Source organism: Streptomyces mexicanus, assembly GCF_902506575.1.
Lineage (GTDB): Bacteria > Actinomycetota > Actinomycetes > Streptomycetales > Streptomycetaceae > Streptomyces > Streptomyces mexicanus.
This window is the reverse complement of sequence record NZ_LR732544.1, coordinates 1,883,331-1,887,697: the sequence shown is the minus strand read 5'-3', so window position 1 is coordinate 1,887,697 and position 4,367 is coordinate 1,883,331. Positions and strand designations below refer to the sequence as shown.

At 72.8% G+C, this 4,367-nt stretch carries 5 protein-coding genes; 4 read left to right on the top strand and 1 reads right to left on the bottom strand.

The window, feature by feature from the left end:
• The first annotated feature begins 242 nt into the window (after positions 1-242).
• The 3 genes from GV126_RS08490 to chpE all read left to right on the top strand — a co-directional run bounded on the left by GV126_RS08490 (position 243) and on the right by chpE (position 2,446).
• Positions 243-1,388 carry a GAF domain-containing sensor histidine kinase gene (locus GV126_RS08490; RefSeq protein ID WP_159664109.1) on the top strand — a complete coding sequence of 382 codons (1,146 nt, stop codon included), beginning with the start codon at positions 243-245 and terminating at the stop codon, positions 1,386-1,388.
• Positions 1,381-2,022 (top strand): response regulator, encoded by a 642-nt coding sequence (locus GV126_RS08485; protein ID WP_159664107.1) that lies wholly within the window; start codon positions 1,381-1,383, stop codon positions 2,020-2,022. Before GV126_RS08490 ends, GV126_RS08485 begins: the two co-directional genes overlap by 8 nt.
• Before the next feature lie 178 nt (positions 2,023-2,200).
• Positions 2,201-2,446, top strand: a complete 246-nt coding sequence (chpE, locus tag GV126_RS08480) for a chaplin ChpE (protein ID WP_159664105.1) — start codon at positions 2,201-2,203, stop codon at positions 2,444-2,446.
• A gap of 89 nt (positions 2,447-2,535) precedes the next feature.
• Here chpE and GV126_RS08475 read toward each other — a convergent pair whose 3' ends face one another.
• Positions 2,536-3,324 carry an Rv1486c family protein gene (locus GV126_RS08475; RefSeq protein WP_159664103.1) on the bottom strand — a complete coding sequence of 263 codons (789 nt, stop codon included), beginning with the start codon at positions 3,322-3,324 and terminating at the stop codon, positions 2,536-2,538.
• A 152-nt stretch (positions 3,325-3,476) separates the two neighbouring features.
• Here GV126_RS08475 and GV126_RS08470 point away from each other — a divergent pair, with 152 nt between their 5' ends.
• Positions 3,477-4,274, top strand: a complete 798-nt coding sequence (locus GV126_RS08470; RefSeq protein ID WP_159664101.1) for an ABC transporter ATP-binding protein — start codon at positions 3,477-3,479, stop codon at positions 4,272-4,274.
• Positions 4,275-4,367 lie beyond the last annotated feature (93 nt).

The window sequence follows — 4,367 nt, the reverse complement described above, 5'->3', positions numbered from 1 at the left end:
CTTTCTATCAACAAGCAGATGACGGCATAAAAGTCGCTCAAGAGTTTCGTGGGATTGGAGATGTGTATAAGTGACCGGTCTACTTGCCATTTTTTTTTCACAAGCAAAAGACGGCTTCCGGGGTTCCTGCCTGCCTCGTGGGCTGGGAATTGTGTAAAAGAGACAGAACCTGGTTCCACCGCCCCGGGCGGGGCGGACGCGAGGCCGATCCCGCTGTCACAGCCCGCCGGTACCGTGAGGGCATGAGTCGAGGACCCCGGTCCGGCCTCGCCGCCGTGAGCGACGCGCTGCTGGCCATGAGCAGGCACCTGGAGGTGCGCGACGTCCTGAAGACGATCGTCGCCTCGGCCCGTGAGCTGCTCGACGCGCAGTACGCCGCCCTCGGCGTCCCCGACGACCACGGCGGCTTCGCCCAGTTCGTGGTGGACGGCGTCAGCGACGAGCAGTGGCGCGCCATCGGCCCCCTCCCGCGCCAGCACGGCATCCTCGCGGCGATGCTGCACGACGCCAAGACCCAGCGCCTGGCCGACGTGCGCAAGGACCCCCGCTTCGAGGGCTGGCCGTCCGCCCATCCCGAACTGGCCGACTTCCTGGGCCTGCCCGTGCGCGACGGCGACGAGGTCATCGCCGCCCTGTTCCTGGCGAACAAGCGCTGCCCCAGGCCGCAGGGCGGCTGCGGGTTCACCGAGGAGGACGAGGAGCTGCTCGCGATCCTCGCCCAGCACGCCGCGATCGCGCTGACCAACGCCCGCCTCTACGAGCGCAGCCGCGAGCTGACCATCGCCGAGGAGCGCTCCCGCCTCGCCCACGAGCTGCACGACGCCGTCAGCCAGAAGCTGTTCTCCCTGCGCCTGACCGCCCAGGCCGCCGCCGCCCTCGTCGACCGCGACCCGGCGCGCGCCAAGGGCGAGCTGCAGCAGGTCGCGGCGCTGGCCGCCGAGGCCGCCGACGAGCTGCGCGCCGCCGTGGTGGAGCTGCGCCCGGCGGCCCTGGAGGAGGACGGGCTGGTCGCCACCCTGCGCACCCAGATCCAGGTCCTCGACCGCGCCCACGCCGCGCGCGTGACCTTCACCGTCCGCGGCTTCCGCGCCCTGCCGACCGCCCAGGAGGAGGCCGTGCTGCGCGTGGCCCAGGAGGCCCTGCACAACGCGCTGCGGCACTCGGGAGCCGCCCACGTCGACGTCACCCTCGAGCGCCGCGGCCGCGGCGCCGTGCTGCGCGTCACCGACGACGGCAAGGGCTTCGACCCGCGGGCCGTGCGCAGCGCGGGCCGCCACCTGGGCCTGGTGTCCATGCGGGACCGCGCGAGCGGGGCCGGCGGCAGACTCACGGTGGACTCGGCGCCCGGCAAGGGCACCACGATCGAGATGGAGGCCCCCGGTGGCTGAGCCAATCAAGGTGCTGGTCGTCGACGACCACCAGGTGGTGCGCCGGGGCCTGCGCACCTTCCTGGAGGTGCAGGACGACATCGAGGTCGTCGGCGAGGCGGCGGACGGCGCCGAGGGGGTCGCCCGCGCCGAGGAGCTGCGGCCCGACGTCGTCCTCATGGACGTGAAGATGCCGGTCATGGACGGCGTCGAGGCGCTGCGCCGGCTGCGGGAACTCGACAACCCCGCGCGCGTGCTGATCGTCACCAGCTTCACCGAGCAGCGCACGGTGGTCCCGGCCCTGCGCGCGGGCGCTGCCGGGTACGTCTACAAGGACGTCGATCCCGACGCGCTCGCGGGCGCGATCCGCTCCGTGCACGCGGGCCACATCCTGCTCCAGCCGGAGGTGGCGGGCGCCCTGCTGTCCGACGAGGGGTCCGGCCCCACGCAGGGGCGGGGCAGTTCCCTGACCGAACGGGAGCGGGAGGTCCTGGGACTCATAGCGGACGGCCGTTCCAACCGCGAGATAGCCCGCGCGCTGGTCCTGTCCGAGAAGACCGTGAAGACCCATGTGTCGAACATCCTGATGAAGCTCGACCTGGCCGACCGCACCCAGGCCGCGCTGTGGGCCGTACGCCACGGGGTGACCGGCTGAGCCACGCCCGGCACGCACGACCCCGCCGCCCCGCACGGCAATGCGGAAGGTTCCCCTCCGGACTGAGATTCATACCGTCGTGGGAATGTCCCCCGGATGGCGCATCCTCCGCCCGCCCCGGCCGTTCTCCAGTGCGTGCTGCGGCGACTGCCGTGGCGAACACCAGAAGGGCTGAGAAGTGAAGAACCTGAAGAAGGCAGCGGCTGTGACGATGGTGGCCGGCGGGATCGTGGCCGCCGGCGCCGGAATGGCCTCCGCCCACGACGGCGCCTCGGCCGCCGGCGCCGCCAAGGGCTCCCCGGGCGTCGTCTCGGGCAACGTCGTCCAGGCCCCGATCCACATCCCGGTCAACGCCGTCGGCAACAGCGTCAACGTCATCGGCGTCCTGAACCCCGCCTTCGGCAACCTGGGCCTCAACCACTGACCCGGCCCACCGGACCGATGCCCACGGCCTCCCGGCTCCCCCGGGAGGCCGCTCGGCGTCCCGGGGGCGCAGCGCCGTCGAGCCGCCGCTCACCGCACCTTCTTCTCCCGCTCCTCCACCACGGCGTTGTACGCCGCCACCTGCGCCCGCCGAGCCGTCCGCTCCACCGGCCGCAACGCCGCTCCCCGCGCCGCCATCTCCGAGGCGCTCACCGCGCCCCCGTGCCCGTGGTCGTACGCCAGCGAGACCAGCAGCCCCACCCGCTGCGCCAGCTCCAGCACCCGCACGGCCCGCGGCGGATACCCCGGCGCCAGCACCTCCCCGCCGCGCTCGGCCCGCGCCCGGTAGGCGTCGATCGCCGCCTCGGCCACCGGCCCCGACCCGGCGACGTCCAGCTTCGACAGCACCTCGGTCGCCTCCCGCAGGGCCTGGGCCAGCTCCCGCTCGGCCTCGCCCAGCGACGGCACATCGGCCGGCGGCGCCTGGCGCACCGGCAGCACGTGCCACACCACCTCGACGTGCACATCACCCTCGGGCCCGGCCTCGGACACCTCCGGCACCAGCCCGAACGCCGCGTCGTGACAGATCACCGCCTCCTCGGCCTGAAGCGCCCGCGCGTTGAACTCCGGCGGCCCGCTCAGCCCCAGCGGATGCCCCGGCGCCGGCAGCGCCACCCGCAGCGCGCTCACCCCGAGCGCGCGCAGCCGCCCCAGCGCGAGCGTCAGCCCGACGGGCCCGGTCTCGCCGGGCAGCCCCTCCACCCGGTGGACGGCGTCCTCGCCCACGATGGCGAGCACGGCGTCGTCCGGAGAGACAAGTCCGGCAAGCAGGGCATTTCCCCAAGCGGCAAGGCGACCAGAGCGCGGTTCCGAGAGCATGTCTCCACCCTAAGGACCGGACCGATGGAACGGCCCGCCCATCGCGTGGCGTAGATTCGGTGGGGGCTGCGCCCACCGGCGCGGCGGACCGAGCCACAGGCGTACGCGACAGCCGAGACCGGCGGCACACTGCAAGGGGAGACAACGCGCTCATGAGCGATGTTCTGGAGCTTCAGGACGTATCCGTGGTCCGCGAGGGCCGGGCTCTGGTGGACCAGGTCTCCTGGTCGGTCAAGGAGGGCGAGCGCTGGGTCATCCTCGGCCCCAACGGCGCCGGCAAGACCACCCTCCTCAACGTCGCCTCCAGCTACCTCTACCCCAGCACGGGCACCGCCACCATCCTCGGCGAGACCCTCGGCAAGCCCGGCACCGACGTCTTCGAGCTCCGCCCGCGCATCGGCATGGCCGGCATCGCCATGGCCGAGAAGCTCCCCAAGCGCCAGACGGTCCTGCAGACCGTGCTCACCGCCGCCTACGGCATGACCGCCGGCTGGCAGGAGGAGTACGAGGACGTCGACGAGCAGCGCGCCCGCGCCTTCCTCGACCGCCTCGGCATGACCGACTACCTCGACCGCCGCTTCGGCACCCTGTCCGAGGGCGAGCGCAAGCGCACCCTGATCGCCCGCGCCCTGATGACCGACCCCGAGCTGCTGCTCCTGGACGAGCCCGCCGCCGGCCTCGACCTCGGCGGCCGCGAGGACCTCGTCCGCCGCCTCGGCCGGCTCGCCCGCGACCCCATCGCCCCATCGATGATCATGGTCACCCACCACGTCGAGGAGATCGCCCCCGGCTTCACCCACGTCCTGATGATCCGTCAGGGCAAGGTCCTCGCCGCCGGCCCGCTGGAGCTGGAACTCACCTCCCGCAACCTCTCCCACTGCTTCGGGCTCCCGCTCGTCGTCGAGCAGGTCGGCGACCGCTGGACCGCGCAGGGCCTTCCGCTGTCCTGAACCCTCCCGCGCCGACCAGCCACCACACCCATGCGTCGATGTCGTTCACGCGGTCATGGTAGGGCGGTGACCCGTGCGGCGGACAGGGCGCGC